At 40.5% G+C, this 16,367-nt stretch carries 18 protein-coding genes; 11 read left to right on the top strand and 7 right to left on the bottom strand.

Features of this window, described 5'->3' with window-relative positions:
• The first annotated feature begins 954 nt into the window (after positions 1-954).
• The 3 genes from C509_RS26980 to C509_RS0106985 all read left to right on the top strand — a co-directional run bounded on the left by C509_RS26980 (position 955) and on the right by C509_RS0106985 (position 2,260).
• Positions 955-1,113 (top strand): GNAT family protein, encoded by a 159-nt coding sequence (locus tag C509_RS26980; protein ID WP_018706205.1) that lies wholly within the window; start codon positions 955-957, stop codon positions 1,111-1,113.
• Between the two features lie 18 nt (positions 1,114-1,131).
• On the top strand, positions 1,132-1,383 hold the full coding sequence (locus C509_RS26975) for a GNAT family N-acetyltransferase (protein ID WP_281168060.1): 252 nt from the start codon (positions 1,132-1,134) through the stop codon (positions 1,381-1,383).
• A gap of 334 nt (positions 1,384-1,717) precedes the next feature.
• Positions 1,718-2,260, top strand: coding sequence for a hypothetical protein (locus C509_RS0106985; protein WP_018706203.1), 543 nt, complete (start codon positions 1,718-1,720; stop codon positions 2,258-2,260).
• 371 nt (positions 2,261-2,631) lie between these two features.
• Here the strand turns inward: C509_RS0106985 and C509_RS0106980 are convergent, their stop codons facing one another.
• Positions 2,632-3,084 (bottom strand): GNAT family N-acetyltransferase, encoded by a 453-nt coding sequence (locus C509_RS0106980; RefSeq protein WP_018706202.1) that lies wholly within the window; start codon positions 3,082-3,084, stop codon positions 2,632-2,634.
• A 1,705-nt stretch (positions 3,085-4,789) separates the two neighbouring features.
• On the opposite strand from C509_RS0106980, the gene C509_RS0106975 reads away from it, so the two are divergent.
• From C509_RS0106975 to C509_RS26045, 5 genes are all read left to right on the top strand, one after another.
• Positions 4,790-4,996, top strand: coding sequence for a YozQ family protein (locus C509_RS0106975; RefSeq protein WP_018706201.1), 207 nt, complete (start codon positions 4,790-4,792; stop codon positions 4,994-4,996).
• 12 nt (positions 4,997-5,008) lie between these two features.
• Complete coding sequence (locus C509_RS26440) at positions 5,009-5,164, top strand: hypothetical protein (RefSeq protein WP_018706200.1); 156 nt, start codon at positions 5,009-5,011, stop codon at positions 5,162-5,164.
• 188 nt (positions 5,165-5,352) lie between these two features.
• The gene (locus C509_RS26050) at positions 5,353-5,493 is read left to right on the top strand and encodes a hypothetical protein (RefSeq protein WP_018706199.1); all 141 of its coding nucleotides are present in this window, start codon (positions 5,353-5,355) and stop codon (positions 5,491-5,493) included.
• Between the two features lie 974 nt (positions 5,494-6,467).
• Positions 6,468-6,608, top strand: a complete 141-nt coding sequence (locus C509_RS26435) for a hypothetical protein (protein ID WP_018706198.1) — start codon at positions 6,468-6,470, stop codon at positions 6,606-6,608.
• A gap of 113 nt (positions 6,609-6,721) precedes the next feature.
• Positions 6,722-6,877, top strand: coding sequence for a hypothetical protein (locus tag C509_RS26045; RefSeq protein ID WP_018706197.1), 156 nt, complete (start codon positions 6,722-6,724; stop codon positions 6,875-6,877).
• Between the two features lie 39 nt (positions 6,878-6,916).
• Here the strand turns inward: C509_RS26045 and pabC are convergent, their stop codons facing one another.
• From pabC to C509_RS0106940, 3 genes are read right to left on the bottom strand one after another with little or no spacing between them, the layout of a single operon-like run.
• Positions 6,917-7,759, bottom strand: coding sequence for an aminodeoxychorismate lyase (gene pabC, locus C509_RS0106950; protein ID WP_018706196.1), 843 nt, complete (start codon positions 7,757-7,759; stop codon positions 6,917-6,919).
• 1 nt (position 7,760) lies between these two features.
• Positions 7,761-8,342 carry an anthranilate synthase component II gene (locus tag C509_RS0106945; RefSeq protein ID WP_018706195.1) on the bottom strand — a complete coding sequence of 194 codons (582 nt, stop codon included), beginning with the start codon at positions 8,340-8,342 and terminating at the stop codon, positions 7,761-7,763.
• Positions 8,339-9,748, bottom strand: a complete 1,410-nt coding sequence (locus tag C509_RS0106940; protein WP_018706194.1) for an anthranilate synthase component I family protein — start codon at positions 9,746-9,748, stop codon at positions 8,339-8,341. Before C509_RS0106940 ends, C509_RS0106945 begins: the two co-directional genes overlap by 4 nt.
• Before the next feature lie 229 nt (positions 9,749-9,977).
• Between C509_RS0106940 and C509_RS26430 the strand changes: the two genes are divergently transcribed.
• On the top strand, positions 9,978-10,283 hold the full coding sequence (locus tag C509_RS26430) for a hypothetical protein (RefSeq protein WP_169509187.1): 306 nt from the start codon (positions 9,978-9,980) through the stop codon (positions 10,281-10,283).
• Positions 10,284-10,859: 576 nt separating this feature from the next.
• Here the strand turns inward: C509_RS26430 and C509_RS0106930 are convergent.
• The gene (locus C509_RS0106930) at positions 10,860-12,113 is read right to left on the bottom strand and encodes a GTPase (protein WP_018706192.1); all 1,254 of its coding nucleotides are present in this window, start codon (positions 12,111-12,113) and stop codon (positions 10,860-10,862) included.
• Between the two features lie 120 nt (positions 12,114-12,233).
• On the opposite strand from C509_RS0106930, the gene C509_RS23580 reads away from it, so the two are divergent.
• Entirely contained in the window at positions 12,234-12,506 is a 273-nt protein-coding gene (locus tag C509_RS23580; RefSeq protein WP_018706191.1) for a hypothetical protein, read from the top strand.
• Positions 12,490-13,353 carry an endonuclease I family protein gene (locus C509_RS0106920; RefSeq protein ID WP_018706190.1) on the top strand — a complete coding sequence of 288 codons (864 nt, stop codon included), beginning with the start codon at positions 12,490-12,492 and terminating at the stop codon, positions 13,351-13,353. Before C509_RS23580 ends, C509_RS0106920 begins: the two co-directional genes overlap by 17 nt.
• Before the next feature lie 217 nt (positions 13,354-13,570).
• Here the strand turns inward: C509_RS0106920 and C509_RS0106915 are convergent, their stop codons facing one another.
• Positions 13,571-14,713 carry a DEAD/DEAH box helicase gene (locus tag C509_RS0106915; protein WP_018706189.1) on the bottom strand — a complete coding sequence of 381 codons (1,143 nt, stop codon included), beginning with the start codon at positions 14,711-14,713 and terminating at the stop codon, positions 13,571-13,573.
• Positions 14,714-14,762: 49 nt separating this feature from the next.
• Positions 14,763-16,361, bottom strand: coding sequence for an FMN-binding glutamate synthase family protein (locus C509_RS0106910; RefSeq protein WP_018706188.1), 1,599 nt, complete (start codon positions 16,359-16,361; stop codon positions 14,763-14,765).
• Positions 16,362-16,367: the final 6 nt, after the last annotated feature.

Genomic DNA, 16,367 nt, shown 5'->3' with positions numbered 1-16,367 from the left:
TTTTATAAAAAAGGAAGCCTGTTTATTTAGTGTTTTAAGTATTTACACTCTCAGTTTTTCGCATCGGCTTGCATGTAGTTGTTTTGCAAATCTTGCGATCGGCTGTGCGACGATTAATTTTATCCAAAATGCTACACCAAAGTTTCTAGACCAAAGATGAAGAAAGTTCTTAAACGATTCCAAGCTAATTTGTTTCGAACCACCCCAAGTACCAATAATGGATAGTTAATAAAATATTTAATAATACTCTGGCGTTAAATCGGTCTGTCCCTCGAGTTTAGGGAGCATCTCCAACAATCGGTCCCGCAACTAACCTTACTGCTAAAATGACCTTAACCCACATTAATCAGAATAAGCTTTAATGTATCTAAATTAAAAGCCGCGTTCCAACCCTATAATAATGGGAGCGATAGTATTAACTGAAATGATTGACATAATCAACATAAATAGTATGCCTTCTTTTGCATTTCTAGGCAACCTTGTTTCTGGTTTCATATCCGTTTGTCATCTTCATAATGAATATTTCAGATGGCAGACGTATCGCAAGACATATATTTTTAGCCAATGAGAAAACCAATATTTTTACACACTGGTTTGATCATATTAACATATTTTGAACACGTACTTCAAAGCTTTCTCAGAAAAAAACCGGATCGAAATACCTAGTAACAAAGAACTGTGGGAAGCGGCTTTTTTGCACATGGGCAGCCATACCGGTGACTGGGATCGGTTGTTGCATTTGGACGCTCACAGTTAAAGTCAGGTCAGCCCCGGGCCTATTTATTATTGAAAATATTCGCTACCTCCTCTAATATAAAAAGGAAGCTAAATTATCAATTAAATTGAAAAGAGTCATTAAAATGTACAAACATGAGGATTGGAAATACACCATTATAATCCTAGGATAAATTCAATAAAGGAGCGTGATAGTAAAAAAATGAGGAGATTGATTATATGTATAACCGAAAAGCAATATCTGATGATTATGAAGATATAATAAATATTCGGGAAAAATCTGTAACAGCTACTCAAAGTTTTCTAAGCTTTAATGATAAACAAGATATTAAAAGAGAAATCTCCTTATATCTACCCCAACTTGATGTCCAGCTTTAGTATGTTGACAGTTCATTAATTGGATTTTCAGCTGTAAATAAAAATCACTTAGAAATGTTATTTTTAAAATCTAATAAGACTGGAAAAGGTTATGGAAAACAAATTCTTCAGGCATTAATTGACGTTTATAATGTGATAACCGTTGATGTGAATAAAGACAATCTGAATGCGAAAAGTTTCTACTTGAAAAATGGGTTTTCGATTATCAGTGAAGACCCGACAGATGATGCTGGTCGCCCTTATCCAATAATCCATTTAGAACTTCAATAAAGTAGGCAAATAAAGTAGGCAACTTTTCAACAGCTTCGTATTTTGTGTAGTCATACCAGCGGATTACATGATTTTTTTATGAGTCCTTAGGGTTAATCGGGATTGTTTCTTATGTTTAGATTACTTAGCAGCTACAGCAGGTTGCTATCCCATATGATAATTGAGGTTAAATCCAATTTTTAAAACCGTCTCAACGGACGTTTGGATTTCCAGCAAAAGATCCTCCTGCTCTTACCCAAGAAGGGGCAACTTTTTCTTGAAAGGCAAAGTCTTGTAAGGTTTGTCATCATTAAAATTAATAGTAACTTTGGAATATGTAGAAATGAGGTCTTCTATGAATCTCGTAGCTTGGATGATCGTCGCAAGTGAAATTGGATTTTGGGTCTTTATTATTCTAGGTCTAGTAACTCGATATTTTTTAAGATTAGAAAAACTCGGTTTATTTTTTCTAGCTTTGACTCCAGTAATTGATCTTCTTCTGCTAATCACGACAAGTATAGACCTTTACCGGGGCGCTACTGCTACAAAAGCACATGCCATTGCCGCGATTTATATAGGAGTTTCAGTGGCGTTTGGAAAAAGTATGATTAAATGGGCAGATGAACACTTTCTTTATTATGTTATGAAGAAAGGTCCAAAACCACAAAAGCGATACGGCTTTGATTATGCGAAGCATTATTTTAAAAGTTGGGGACAGCATGTAATTGCCTATATTATTGGAAGCATCTTTTTGCAAGGATTGATTTACTTTATTAACGATCCTTCTCGAACTCAAGTATTAGGTGACTTTTGGAAATTATGGTCCCTTATTCTGGGTATTGATTTCCTTATCGCTATTTCCAACTTTATTTGGCCGAAAAAGGCTAAAGCGCAGTAATTATAGTTAAACTCCGAAATCTTTCAAACTTAAAGCCCGCCAAATACGCGGGCTTTTTATTTTACCTAATTCCCTCATCAGTCCAGACCTACTTTGCCACGGCACGTGTTAATCCTGAGATCAGGATTGGGCCTATTCCATATCAGGCCCTCATACCAGAAAGTGCAGTATCCAATCGTCTAGCTTATATATCCTCCAAACAGTGTTTGATTCCACTTTTTGATTAGCATCTGCTGGTTTGTATTAAAGTTTTTCTGGTTAGTTGGTCGTTCGTACCTAATTTAATTCCTTGCCAATCGAACTGCTTTAATGCCTGACTCGTCTATAGTAAAAAACTATGAAGATGTGTTAAACAAGTTTTTCTTTTAAATTTACAAATATTGGGATAACCGAACCATATCTCTACATTGTATCCCATTTTCAAAAATCTCTTCTGGGTAGTGTTTAATAAAAAAATCCATATCAATACCAGTAATCCTGAAACCACATTTTTGATACAGAGCCAATTGACCTATGCTTGAATTTCCAGTACCTACTTCTATGGTTTTGTATCCTTTTGATTTAGCTGTTTGAATAGCATTCATTAATAACTGTTTCCCTATTCCTCTGCCATGCTTGTTTTCCACAACTGCAATATTCACCAATTCCACCGTTTTAGGCCTTGTCGGAAGTAGTACATAAACCCCGATGATTTGATTTTCAACCTCGGCTACATAGCATTCCCCTCTTTTCACATATTCCTGAACATGTTTTTGAGAGGGATCAGCCAATAACAATAAAGCCATTGGAGGTTCTTCATGTAATTTTAATTTTCGAATATCCATAATATGCTCCATTTAAAAGTTTTTTCTATATTTTATCATTCCTTTTGAATAATAAAAGCCCGGTGTTGACCGGGAATCTTGCTTCACCATTAGTTACCGGTTTTTCGAAACGGGACTCAAAACGGGAATCTTGCTTCACCATTAGTTACCGTTCTTTCGAATTCGGACACAAAGCAGGCACCTTTCTTCATCATTAGTTACCGGTTTTTCGAATTCGGACACAAAATGGGAACCTTTCTTCTCCATTAGTTACCGGTTTTTCGTACTCGGACACAAAGCGGGAACCTTTCTTCTCCTTTAGTTACCAGTTTTTCGAAACGGGACTCAAAACGGGAATCTTTCTTCACCATTAGTTACCGGTTTTTCGTACTCGGACACAAAGCGGGAACCTTGCTTCTCCTTTAGTTACCGTTCTTTCGAATTCGGACACAAAGCGGGCACCTTTCTTCATCATTAGTTACCGGTTTTTCGACATCGGACTCAAAACGGGCACCTTTTTTCTCCATTAGTTACCGTTCTTTCGACATCGGACTCAAAACGGGCACCTTTCTTCTCCATTAGTTACCGGTTTTTCGAAATCGGACATAAAGCGGGAATCTTTCTTCACGATTAGTTACCGTTCTTTTGAACTCGGACACAAAATGGGGACTTTTCTTCACGTTTAGTTACTTAAAATATAAGAGAAATGATTGGATAGACTGTCTTGTAGAAATGAAAAGGCCCTCCCCATTTCGGGGAGGTATGCACAAATGTCACAAAGAGGGGACATTTGCATTATCGACAAATATATTTTATTTAACCTCTCAACTTTTTAATCAGCAGTTCCCACAAATGCCTTTGTTGAGCGCATATTTTTTATTTTCCTTTCCGGCTATCCACTATCAATAGCGATTGATGTAGTGTTGCCGGGACTCCAATTTCTGAAGAGTGTTCATTCTTTACGGTTTCGAAAAACGATTGTATGATCTCCTAATCATACTTGGAACTAATAGCTGACTTGACGTGGGTTTTATTTCGTGAATCTTTGTATTGTTGTATTGGCGATTTAGTACATATCAAATTAATTCCAAAGCCATTTTGCATGATTATTAGGTTAGCTCCATCCTAATCATGCAAAATTTTTCCTTCTCTTATTTTATGATTTTTCCCAACGTACCATGTTGTTTATTCAAAAATAAAAAGCACCCCTTAAGGTGCCTAATACTTCACGAATCTGTTAAAACTTGTTATTACTATATATCTCAAGATAAATTGCCGCGATAAAATTCTTTTATTTTAAAACCTAAACGACGTATGCCCTACCTCTCATACATCCTTACGACTCCGTAGTCGATCCAGTGTGATTAAGTTCTTAATTATTTAATCAAGAACGCCATGTAATTTATTTCATCTTTGATATTTCAAGTTTATTCGAAAAAGCATTCCTTTTATCATACCATGCAGACAAAATAAAAGAAAGCCCTCTCAGATCTACCCGTTAAAAATCTATCCTGTAGTAAGGGGAATCAAGGCTCGCTAATCAAAAAATGAAAACATTTTGCTAAGAGCCTTTTAAGCAAAAAAGACTCCAGTGTATTAGGAAATAAATGATTCCCACACTTCCTTTTGACAGTACTGTCCACTCCATCTTCAATGGTAATTAATTCTTGTGTTTGTCAATCTTTTTTTGGAAATAATATGTGAAGGAAACAAAGGAGGGAATCCATTGGATAAGGAACTTGATAAGAAGAGCATGAAACTTGCCGGCAAGTTTTACAGCATAGACGACACCGATAAGAAAGATTCAATATCTAAGGGACTCGCCACAACCCACGAACAAGTTAGTGATGTTTACACTGAAGGACAAATCACCCCTAAGTTTGAAGACACGGATGGGGAAGATCAGAATATTTCAAAAAGAGTTTTTGATTGAGGAGGATCAATCATGCCTGAAAGAAAACAATATCAAAGCGGCGAGCAATATAAGATGCCCAAAGCGCTTCGCCTGGATAAAAAATTCTCTTATCGTGTCGGGTACACAGCAAGTACAGGAAATGACACGGGCGGAAAAGACGAGCCTGGAAAAAGAACTGATTTATAACCTTATAAACAGATGGTAAAAAACTCAAGCCATCTGTTTTTCATTTCTTTGTATCTAAATGATATAAACTTTGAGAGAAACAACAATATGAGCTATACTAGTATCTAATAAACGGAGAAACCTCTTCGCTTTTCATTAATAGATGTTTGAAAAGCGGGCATTGTATTAAAAGGGTGGAGGGGATCATTGTGCAAATGGGAGTTTTAATTGGGTTGTCCATCTTATTGGGCGCGGTAGCAATATTTTTAGTCCACTATATTGGGTCTGTACTTGATTCAAGCGACTCGAACACGATAGACGACTTGCCTTCAGATCAAAAAAACAATTGAAAAAGCCACCTCCTGTAAAATTCTGCAGGAGGTTTACCTATGTTCTGGAACGGTCGTAGTTAAGAGGATTTCCGATTTTTGAAGGGTATCCTCGTAAAGTTATGAGTATTTCCGATTTTTGAAGAGTATCCTCGCAAAGTTATGAGTATTTCCGTTTTACGAAGAGTATCCTCGCAAAGTTATGAGTATTTCCGTTTTACGAAGAGTATCCTCGCAAAGTTATGAGTATTTCCGTTTTCCGAAGAGTATCCTTACAAAGTTAAGAGTATTTCCGTTTTCCGAAGAGTATTCTGACAAAAGATAAGAGTATTTCCGATTTTTGAAGAGTATCCTCGCAAAGTTAAGAGTATTTCCGTTTTCTGAAGAGTATCCTCGTAAAGTTAAGAGGGTTTCCGTTTTCTGAAGAGTATCCTCGCAAAGTTATGAGTATTTCCGTTTTCCGAAGAGTATCCATGTAAAATTAAGAGGATTTTCGTTTTCCGAAGAGTATCCTCGCAAAGTTGAGAGTATTTCCGTTTTCTGAAGAGTATCCTCACAAAGTTAAGAGTATTTCCGTTTTCCGAAGAGTATCCTCGCAAAGTTATGAGTATTTCCGTTTTCCGAAGAGTATCCTGACAAAGTTATGAGTATTTCCGTTTTCTGAAGAGTATCCACGTAAAATTAAGAGGATTTTCGATTTCCGAAGAGTATCCTTACAAAGTTAAGAGGATTTCCGTTTTCCGAAGAGTATCCTGACAAAAGTATTTATAAACTAAGCGGGCACTCCCCGAATTTCTCATCGGAATCACTCCTGCGCCTAACTCTTCGAGAATTCACACTTTGGCTGGAGCCTCTCATCAGAACCCCCCCTTTTATTTCGCGCTAAACGTCGCGTATTCCAAATTCCATCTATATGTCAATAAAACAGGCACTCCCTCTATTGTATTGGAATAGATCCCAGGCATGGGCATAGATTTAAACAAGGAGGAATGCTCATGCAATTATGGGTCACACTTGGATTGACAGGTGTTTTGGCTGCCATTGCCGGATTTCTCGTCTACTATATTCATACCGTTTTGGATTACGATGATGCACGCACAATTGATTCCTTGCCACCGGATAAGAAAGATGACTAACAGTTAACTTTCCTGTCATATGACAGGATTTTTATGTTTACAAGGATTGAAAAAGGGAATACATATGTAACTTCATTGTTTCCGCACTATCAAATAAATAGGAGGGAACTGGAATGGATATTTCAATTTTAATCGGACTTGTAATCTTTTTGGCTGTAGTCGCTTTATTCCTTGTATTTTTTATTGGGTCCGCCCTGAATTTTGACGATGCAAGCAGAGTGGATCGGCCTGCTTCTCCCGAGGATTTTGAGGGAAAACGTGGATACTGACTGCGTACTAAAAGCTCCTGCCAATTCGGCAGGAGTTTTTTATTCAAGTTCGGAAACAAACCTTTGATACAACGCGTTCAGCTTTTGAACAACAGTTCCTTTTTTTCCAGGCAAACTTTTTCCTTCAAAGACATTCACAGGAACAATTTCCTGGATTGAGTTGGTAAAAAATATTTCTTCTGCTTCAGCCAATTTCTGCTCTCTATACATCCCTTCTTCTACCGGTATGCCCAGCTGGCCTGCAAGACGTAAAATGAACTGTCTTGTAATTCCGTCCAATATTCCAGTTTCAATCATCGGGGTATATAATTTCTCATTTTTTACCCAAAACAGGCTGGATGTGACACCTTCAGCCAAATATCCATCAGCAGTCAAAAAGATGCCCTCTTTCCCCGGATCAGTCCCGAGTTCCCGTTTGGCTGCAATATTATTAAAAAAATGATGGGATTTTAAGCGTCTTTTCGTTTCTGGCGTATTGCGGCGGATAGTCAATACTACCGCTTCCTTTTCACGTAGCGGTTTCAGCGGAGGAAGCTCCTTTTGAAACAGAATGACTGTCGGCTCCAAATAAGGATCAACCTGTAAACCTATTTGTCCTGGCCCGGATGAAACATTCATTCTTATGTAGGAATTCGGCAGCCGGTTAAGCTCTGATATCTTCTTAATGACAGGCATCACTTCCGCCCTTTCAAAAGCGCGTTTAATCCTCATTTCCTCAAGCCCTGCATTCAGCCGCTCCAAATGTTCATCAAGCAAAAAAGGAATTCCCCTGTATGTCCGGAATGTCTCGAAAACACCCATCCCATATAAATAGCCATGGTCAAACGGTGAGATGCGAGCTTCTTCTTGTTTAATAAATTCCCCATTCAAAAAGAGATACATTTCAACTCACAACCATCCGGTTATGTTCAATGAAATTTTCCAACAGCTTCTCTCCCGCTTCAGTCATAATCGATTCGGGATTGAATTGTAGTCCTTCCAGTGGGTAATCCTTATGCCTGATTCCCAATACTTCCTTTGTCGAACTCCATGCTGAAACAACCAGACAATCAGGCATACTGTCCCTGTCGACCATCAACGAGTGATAACGAGTTGCCGAAAAAGGCTTTTTGATTCCATTAAAAATGGTTTTCCCATCATGAAAAACACCTGTAGGTTTCCCTGGAAGCAAATTTTTTGTCTTTATCGTTTTCCCTCCAAAAGTTTCTGCAATAGCATGGCACCCGAGTCCTACACCAAGAATGGGAACTTTGCTCGAAAAACGGTGAATCGCTTCACTTGTGACCCCTTCCGTCGAAAGTCTGCCAGGCCCGGATGAGATGATCATATACCTTGGGTTCAACTGGTCAATCTCTTCAGCTGAAAGCTCATCATCCCTTTTGACAAGAATATCTTTTTCAAACTTTCCCAATGCCTGTACGAGATTATAAGTAAAAGAATCATAGTGATCGATTATCAGGATCATGCAAATACCCCCTTTTTCTCCGCTTCTTCTTTGGCCTTCCAAAGAGCTGTTGCTTTTTTCAGTGACTCTTCATATTCAGCTTTTGGATTGGAATCGATCACAATTCCTGCACCGGCCTGCACATGACAGATCCCGCTTTTAATCAACATAGTCCGTATGACAATGTTCATGTGGACATCTTCATTGAATCCGATCCACCCCATGCTTCCTGTGTATACGCCCCGCTTAACAGGCTCTAACTCTTCAATGATTTCCAACGTTCTTTTTTTCGGCGCCCCGGTAATACTTCCTCCAGGAAAGACAGCTTCAATCAAATCGTAAGCATTTTTTTCTTCGGATAACGTCCCGCTCACATGGGAAACGATGTGCATGACATGGGAGTATTTTTCAATGACCATTAATTCATCCACGACCACACTTCCATACTCACATACCTTTCCAAGGTCGTTTCTTTCCAAATCAACAAGCATGATGTGCTCCGCTTTTTCTTTTTCATTGGACAGCAGTTCTTTTTCAAGCCGGATGTCTTCCTCCTCGCCACTTCCTCGCGGTCTTGTTCCGCCAATCGGCCTTGTTCCGACTTTTATCCCGTCTTTTTTTATCAGAAGTTCTGGAGAACCCGAAACAATCTGGAACTCTGGTGTATGGAAATATCCCATATAAGGTGATGGATTCAATTTCCTCAGCTTTTTATAAATATTGATCGGTGAAGTGAGTAGCTTCTCCGATTGCCGTACTGTCAAATTGACCTGGCACACGTCCCCTTCCCGTATATAATCTTGTACTTTTTCAACAGCATCCGTAAATTCTTTTTCAGTAAAAGACAGTTGCGTGTCCATCAAATCGGATACATTTGGAAAATCAGCTGGTTCTTTTTTCAAAACCGTGTCTGCCGCCTCAAGCCATGCAATTTTTAATTCTGTCAAATGTTCTTCAGCCGATTCTCCATTCAACGCCATCAACCACAGACATTTGTCTTCGTGGTCAAACACCGCCCACTCATCGAAAACTAGAAAATAAAGGAGGGGGAGCCCTATATCATCCGAAGCCAAATTAGGAAGTTTTTCAATACACGATGCATAGTCGTAGCTTATATATCCGATAGCCCCTCCCTGGAAATCAGGCAATCCGGATACAGGTGGGAAGTAAAACTGCTTCATCCACCTTTCCAATGCTTGCAGCGGTTTACCTTCAACCACTTCGGTCTGATTACCTTTTTTTATTTCAATCTTTTGCTCATCCGCATGAATAACCGCAAAAGGATTGATCCCGGCAATACTGTACCTTCCGGTACGGCCACTTTCCAAAAGCACATGCTGCTCTTTGTTTGCGGTCAAATTCACATATGCCTTAAAAAATCTTTCCTGGTCAAACGGAATTTTTTCAAAAATCACAGGCTGATCCATTACAGCACCACTTCCTACTCTATAAAATTAATCGGCGTTTTTTAACCCCGTTACAAAACAATAGTCAACAAACCGTTCCTGCCACGTGAGCTGTGGCGATGCACAAAACCAACTGGATATTTAACCCTAACTGTAAAAGCGACGACGTGCAGGCATATGATAAAGAAGTCCTCCCTAAGGCCCCAGTCAATTAAAGCTCATTACACGGCCAGACATCTTTTTTCCACATTTGCTTCATCTTCATGATCGGTATACTTGTAATAGTCATCAATATCCCGACAGTCCCCCTCACTCCAAGAACTTTCCATTAAACCTCAGCCACTCCAATGAAAAGTATGGAACCCCCGCAGCCGACACTGAAAATATCAACGTTCAAGATTCCAAAGGTGACAGCTCCAATAGCGGTTCCGATATTATGGAAAAGACAATCGCTTCCCCATTAAAAACGTGCATCGGCAATAATCAGAATCCCAATATCGATGGACCGGCAAGATTGATGAGCGTCAGTCCGAAAATGGCAGTAAGTCTAACATAAGACTAAATCGCTTTTCAGTGATTCCAGGAACTTCTCTTCAGGACTTTTCTAATCTGACAATCGGGTGTATTGATCAGTAAAAGTAAGGATTGATTCAAGAAACGAGGCAATCCATGAAGCTGAAAGTATTAAATGCTGATGGACAGCCCTTCCAATAGAGACCGAAGAACCGATGAATGAGTACACTGAATTAGCTGGGGTCAACTGATTCTATTCTACAAGTATTGGCAGCGGGGACCTCCCTTACCGGAATATGCAGTGCATCCGATATTCCAAAAATTAACGGAGACTCTACTCTAAATTTTAAAGCAAACATAATTGAAAGGACAAGCAGCATCTCTATCAATTTGAAAGTAAATGATCCGCTTCTTTACTCTGTTGCAATCACTCTACCAATCGGGCTGAAATGATCCTGGGAACTGAGGTGGCAATGAAAATCACCTCCTAAGCCAGTGGTCATTAAAGAGGTTGTTCCAATACGAACCATGACTGAAAGGTATTTGCTATTTTTCGGACAACGCAAAATAGAGACATCAAAACCCGACTCAACACGGATATTAATGCCCCATTAAATCATTACTTTCCACTTTTCCGGTCTTTTCGAAACTGTTTCTTACCTCTTTCATAAGCTTCCTTTGCCCTTTTCAAATCATTTCCTTCAAGGTAATAGGTGAGACTCGCCTGTCCGATTCCATAGGTGACGGCACCTGCCACGGCCCCGGAAATCATATTTCCGGCAGCAGGGATGATCTTGGCCGCTGAGCGGACGCCTTCTCTGACCATGAATGCAACTCCGAGATTGGCTCCGACTGCACCGATAAACTCAGCAGCTGCCGCTCGACTGATTTCCCTACCTGCAATATAGGCAATAGCCATGATCATTAAAACCTGCAGCCCAGTGAGCAGTGGCATATCAGCAAAAGGTATCGGTTCAAGTCCGATCAGTACGGCCATGCCTGACATGGTCACGATCATTTTTTTCGCCGCTTTTTTTTTAGCTGAAACAGCTTTGGCCGCCTTTGCAGTTTTCAACTTGGCGTCGTTTGGCAGGATTTCCACAAGATATTCCGCCAGTTTGTCGACATTCCAACGCATGTCGTATACTACATTTCCTGACTCATCAAAATCAACATACGTACAGACAGGTATCGTTGTAATGAGAGGAATGTCATTATTTTTAAACCGCTTTTCCATCAACTTCATCGCAGTTTTAATATTTTTCGCTTTTTCCCGGTTTGCGTCCAACGGCAGCTGTTTATAATAAGGCGGGTCAAGCTCATCCACTTGTGTAACAACACAAATGACCGGAACATCATAATGATGGATTTCCTTGATATACACGCGCAATTTGTTCAATTCCAGCAAGTCCTCTTCTACCCGTGCATCTGTTTCTTTTGCTTTGATCAGAAAAAGGAATACATCGGGCTGTTCGGCCTTCAATTCTTTTTTCAGCTGTTCAACAGCTGTAGCTTTATCTATTGATTCCAGCGGCTGCTCGCTTTCTCCCAACCCCCGTGAATCCAGCAGTCTGATTTTCTTGTCATTATCCGATGGATACCAAAGCCATTTTCCCTGGCCAGTCCCCGCTTGGACAGAGCTGACCATTTGCTTTTCTTCACCGAATAATGCATTGATCAGCGACGACTTCCCGGCACCTCTCCTTCCGACCAAAGCTATCCGCGGTTCCCGTGCTTCAATCGTAAGTTCTTTCAATTCACTGAGATTGGCTATCATTTTTTGCTTGGATTTTCCTGACAAGGGAAGCTTATCAATTTGATTTTTAATATTTGAAAAAACAGATCCGAAACCTGAACCCATTTCTTTACTCATTGTCATTCCTCCCGAGCTTGGCTTACTTTATTGTTTCCCCAAAAATAAAACTATCGAACCTTTGTATTCCAGTTTTTCCGCCTAAAGTTTATAATAGATGGAAGGAAGGAAAGGTGAATCATGGAACTGATCGACTGGTCATACACGAGACATTATAATATTAAGGCCCGATTTGAGCCCTTCATTCATTCAGACGTCATCTTCAGACAGATAAAAGATTACTATTTCGTATATACGGTCCGGTGGTCGGATATAGATCCGGTAGTGGAGCGAGGCCATCTGGAAGAAATGGAAATATTGATGAACCGAGAGCTTGGCATGGAACATTCCTATTTTAAGAGAATGGCTTTTACAGATCGTGACCGGAGTGAATATCATGACTGTTCATCTTGAACCATCCTTCGAAGAACTGGAAAAAACTCTTCGCAGACTGAGAGAAGAAGAGCTTGTCTACTACGATGAAAAAAAAGATCAGGGAGCAGTACTCAAATATTACCGAAAGGTAAGTATCCGAAAACCGAAATTCCAACAGCTCCATTCTCTCGTGGAACGTACTCACAAGAATAAGCTTCCTTATTTTATAAGCAAGGATCAATTCTTATACACATGGGTCGACCTGCGGCCTGACTACACAATCAAAAGCATATACTCCGGCAAGGAGAATGATCCTGCAGATTTGATACGAAAAGACTTTGAGGTGAAAAGGCGTCACGAGGAGTTCCAAGATTTTCTAGCTAAAAGAGATCAGACAGAATTCCGCCAGCCGATCCCTGAAGAGCTCAAATTTAATGCCGAGCATATTGTTCCGCAATCCTGGTATAACAGCCGTGAACCCATGAAAGGAGACTTACACCATCTTTTTGTCTGCGAACCAAGCTGCAACGCCGTCCGTTCCAATTTTCCTTACTACGATTTTCCGGATTACACCCCTGAGTCACCGGCAGAGACAATCAGAAACCGCTGCGGGGTAGCTGCCAATAATCTATTCGAGCCGGAATTTGGAAAAGGCGCCGCTGCCAGGGCCATGCTCTATTTTCTGCTCCGATACCCAAAATCTATTGAGAAAAGATTCAGAAGCAAGATCAATTTTAACTTGTTAAGGAACTGGAACCGGCAGTTTCCCCCTGACCTGTATGAAAAGCATCGGAACCAGGCCATCTATCATATTCAAGGTAACCGAAATCCATTTATTGACTTTCCGGAGCTTGCAGACATCCTTTATATCCCATTAAAATGGTGACAGTTGTCTTATTATGTGATACGGTCACCGTTTTTATTAGCCAAAAAGAAATGATCAATCAGCCTAGCTCTAGATGTTTTGACTAGCTCTGACGACTGGAATGCTAGTGCCGATGGTGCTCTGATGCTTTACCGGTCAAGCTCCATAAGGTAATGATTGGATGACTTTGGAGCTTCCTCCTCGTAACAAGCCTACCCCTGTATGCCCAATACTTTTCTTAACGGGATTGAATATCAGCAAGCTGACCTTTGAACAACCGTTTTCTTTCAATGGAGACACCTAGTTCTTTTGCATATTTTTTCAATTCCCGCTCATCTCTCGGATTGACAAGGCTGACAACCGTTCCGGCTGCCCCCATCCTTCCCGTTCTTCCTGCCCGATGTACATATTGAGCAGCATCCTCCGCAAGATCATATTGGATCACGTGATTCAGGCCGATGACATCAATCCCCCGGGCTGCAATATCGGTGGCCAGCAAAATATTGATTTCACCTGACTGCAATCTTTTTAAGGCCGATTCCCTTTCTTGTTTCCCCAAATCACTGTGAAGAAGTTCAACTTTTACCCCTTCAAATTGAAGCTTATCCGCAATCACATTCATATTACCGACAGATCTGATAAAAACAAGGCCTTTCATGCCATCCATTTTTGCAAGTTTACCCAGCAATTTTGTTTTTTCCCGTAGCTCGCATAACATATAATAGTGCTCGATGGAAGTTGGAACAGAGACTGACTTTTCCGCCGTAAGCTTTTCTGGATCCCTTCCAATCATGGCCTTCACCTGATCGGGATCTTCCAGTCTTGTTGCAGAAAAAAGTAGTAGCTGCCGATCATTAAGTGTCGATTTGACGATGGTACGGACTGTATCTAAATTCTCTTTTTTAAGGAGTTGATCCCCTTCATCCAAAACAACCATCTTCACTTCATGCATTTTTAATTTTTTCATCCGGATAAGCTCCAAGATCCTGCCAGGGGTCCCTGTCAAGATATGAGGCTTTTTTTTCAACCTGTCTATTTGTCGCTTGATATTTGCTCCTCCGACAAGCGCAGCGCTTGTTATTTGAGATCCCAACGACCAATTTTGAACTTCCTGATGAATTTGCATGACAAGTTCTCTTGATGGGGCAAGGATGATAGCCTGGGTCATCTGCTTCGTTTCATCGATCCGATCAAGGGCCGGTAAAAGATAAGCGAGAGTTTTTCCAGTGCCTGTCGGGGACTGGACGATCATATCTCTTCCTTCAATAATCAGGGGGATCGCTTTTTCTTGTACAGCTGTCAATTCATTAAAACCGGATTTTTTCCATAAGTCCTTAAACGCGGGTTTTAACCTGCCTAATATATCCATTGCCATGGTCATCTTTATTCCTCATTTCATTATTCCCAGTCTCAGTTACAGACTTTTTGGTTCATACCTGTTTGAGAGACTGTATATTCTTTTTGTATTCTTCTCCGGTCAACATTTCACCGGATTCTTTTTTATAGATTAAATGCTCCTCACTAAATTCTGCAGGTGAGGCAATCCCTGCGGAAGCAGCAAGATTGAACAGTCCTTCTCGGAGGGAAATGATATAATTTGTCACCCTGTACATCTTCTCTTCAATGACAAGTGCCTTTTCAAGCCAGGGATCTGTTGTGGCCACTCCTACAGGACACGTATTATTATGGCAGACCTGCGCCATGATGCATCCCACAGAAATCATCATTCCCCTTGCCGTGTTTACAAGATCAGCGCCAAGACAGAGTGCATAGGCTACCTTATCGGGGGTAACCAGCTTGCCCGAAGCAATAAGTTTAAGTTTATCACGGATCTTGTACTTTTTCAGCATTTCATCCAGAATGGGTAATGCCGTAAACAACGGGAGACCTGCCGCATCCGACAGTTCCTGGAAAGTTGCTCCGGTTCCTCCTTCTCCTCCATCTACTGTTATAAAATCGGGGAGCGTTCTAGATTCAGCTATTTCCCTGACCAGGTTTTCGGCTTCTGACTTTGAACCGACAACGATTTTAATCCCTACAGGCTTTCCTCCGACTTCTCTCAATTCGTCAGCGAACTCCATTAGTCCGGCGGTATCATGAAATTCCCGGAATCGATTCGGACTATCGATCGTTTTCCATGGAGTGACATTTCGGATAGCTGCAATTTCAGGTGTCACTTTTTCCCCAAGAATATGCCCTCCTCTTGTTTTTGCCCCCTGGGCAAGCTTTAATTCAAACGCTTTGATTTTTTCCATTTCGCTTTTTTGCTTAAATAATTCCCAGGAAAAATCCCCTTCCAATGTTCTTACACCAAATAAAGCCGGGCCGATTTGCATGATGATATCTACGTCACCTTCCAAATGATATTCCGAGAGCCCTCCTTCTCCTGTATTCATCCAGGTACCTCCTGCGAGTCCCAACCCTCTGGATAAAGCAGTAATGGCGTTTTTGCCCAACGCCCCATAACTCATCGCTGACTGGCCCACAAGACCCTTTACTTTAAACGGGAATCTGCATGTGTGTTCGCCGATGATGACAGCATCCTCACCTGCTAAATAGTGCGGATCCACAATGGCATCCTCCCGATGCTCCCTTCGATTAAACAGGCCTTCATGGTCAATATTATATAGTATTGTCTTGATTTTCGGGTTCTGATCAATTCTTAATTCTTCATTCAGCATAGGAAACATGGCATTCCTTATATAAAAACCAGGTTCTTCATAATCGCGCTCCGAACCAAAGCCAATAATGCGCTCTTTATACTTTCCGGCTTTTACAATATTTTCATATTGAAATCTTGAAAATGGTTTCCCTTCACGGTTATGTGCAAATAAATATTGTCGAAGCTCCGGGCCGATATTTTCCAAGAAATATCTGACGTTTCCGAGTACCGGATAATTTCTCAGAACAGAGTGTACTTTTTGCCGGCGATCTAAAATGTAAATCCAAATAATAAGAACCAATGGAACCAAGATGCAAAGAGCCAAAAAACAAAATATGAAGAATGCCAGCCATTCTGTCGAACTCATGAATAA

It is taken from the genome of Siminovitchia fordii DSM 16014 = CIP 108821 (assembly GCF_000374565.1).
Taxonomy (GTDB): Bacteria; Bacillota; Bacilli; order Bacillales; family Bacillaceae_C; genus Siminovitchia; species Siminovitchia fordii.
This window is presented reverse-complemented; position numbering and strand designations above follow the sequence as displayed.

Excerpts from the sequence above, each read along its gene's own strand:
- C509_RS26980 (WP_018706205.1), top strand. The coding sequence starts at position 955 with ATGTATAACCGAAAAGCAATATCTGATGATTATGAAGATATAATAAAT.
- C509_RS0106985 (WP_018706203.1), top strand. The coding sequence starts at position 1,718 with ATGAATCTCGTAGCTTGGATGATCGTCGCAAGTGAAATTGGATTTTGG.
- C509_RS0106980 (WP_018706202.1), bottom strand. The coding sequence starts at position 3,084 with ATGGATATTCGAAAATTAAAATTACATGAAGAACCTCCAATGGCTTTA.
- C509_RS26440 (WP_018706200.1), top strand. The coding sequence starts at position 5,009 with ATGCCTGAAAGAAAACAATATCAAAGCGGCGAGCAATATAAGATGCCC.
- C509_RS26435 (WP_018706198.1), top strand. The coding sequence starts at position 6,468 with ATGCAATTATGGGTCACACTTGGATTGACAGGTGTTTTGGCTGCCATT.
- C509_RS26045 (WP_018706197.1), top strand. The coding sequence starts at position 6,722 with ATGGATATTTCAATTTTAATCGGACTTGTAATCTTTTTGGCTGTAGTC.
- pabC (WP_018706196.1), bottom strand. The coding sequence starts at position 7,759 with ATGTATCTCTTTTTGAATGGGGAATTTATTAAACAAGAAGAAGCTCGC.
- C509_RS0106945 (WP_018706195.1), bottom strand. The coding sequence starts at position 8,342 with ATGATCCTGATAATCGATCACTATGATTCTTTTACTTATAATCTCGTA.
- C509_RS0106940 (WP_018706194.1), bottom strand. The coding sequence starts at position 9,748 with ATGGATCAGCCTGTGATTTTTGAAAAAATTCCGTTTGACCAGGAAAGA.
- C509_RS0106930 (WP_018706192.1), bottom strand. The coding sequence starts at position 12,113 with ATGAGTAAAGAAATGGGTTCAGGTTTCGGATCTGTTTTTTCAAATATT.
- C509_RS23580 (WP_018706191.1), top strand. The coding sequence starts at position 12,234 with ATGGAACTGATCGACTGGTCATACACGAGACATTATAATATTAAGGCC.
- C509_RS0106920 (WP_018706190.1), top strand. The coding sequence starts at position 12,490 with ATGACTGTTCATCTTGAACCATCCTTCGAAGAACTGGAAAAAACTCTT.
- C509_RS0106915 (WP_018706189.1), bottom strand. The coding sequence starts at position 14,713 with ATGACCATGGCAATGGATATATTAGGCAGGTTAAAACCCGCGTTTAAG.
- C509_RS0106910 (WP_018706188.1), bottom strand. The coding sequence starts at position 16,361 with ATGAGTTCGACAGAATGGCTGGCATTCTTCATATTTTGTTTTTTGGCT.